This is a genomic window from Vibrio sp. 2130-1, from assembly GCF_033339515.1.
This window is the reverse complement of record NZ_JAWOUT010000521.1, coordinates 1-582: the sequence shown is the minus strand read 5'-3', so window position 1 is coordinate 582 and position 582 is coordinate 1. Positions and strand designations below refer to the sequence as shown.

Here is a 582-nt window from a genome sequence, read left to right as displayed (position 1 = left end):
CGCTTCAGAGCTGTTGCCAGTATTGGCCTATTCCGACGATGAGCAACTGTTTTTCATGGAAGACCAGAGTGTTGGCTTTGGTTTTCTATGTGACCCATTGCCGGGTGGTGATGAGTCTGTTGCAGACAGGGTTAATGTTCTACTTAACAACGACTGGCCAAAAGACACTTTGCTGCAATTTGGCCTGTACGCCTCGCCTGATATTCAAACCGACCTTCAGCTCATGATGGGCTTGCGGCATCGTCAATCCGATCCATTGCTCAGGGCGTCGATACGCAAACGTGCGGATTTCCTCGATGGCGGCACGGTTCAACCGATAGAAGAATCGACCCAGACTCAGGTACGCAACTTTCAACTGATCGTCACCTGCAAATTGCCTCTGGAAAGTCCTATACCGACGGAGCGTGAGTTGAGTCGAACATCCGCGCTTCGGGCTTCTTTCTCGCCGGCGCTGACAACGGTTGGTTTTCGCGTTACTGAGATGACTGACCGGAACTGGCTCGCGGCATTAAGTGCGCAACTTAACTGGGGAAAAGATGCTTCTTGGCGTAATCCATCTCCAATCCGCAGTGAGGCAGATAA

The 582-nt window shown here is 51.5% G+C and carries 1 protein-coding gene; it reads left to right on the top strand.

The features are described 5' to 3' along the window. Positions 1 to 582: conjugal transfer protein TraC (locus R7Q09_RS27175; RefSeq protein WP_318144084.1), on the top strand; the 582-nt coding region annotated here is incomplete at both ends.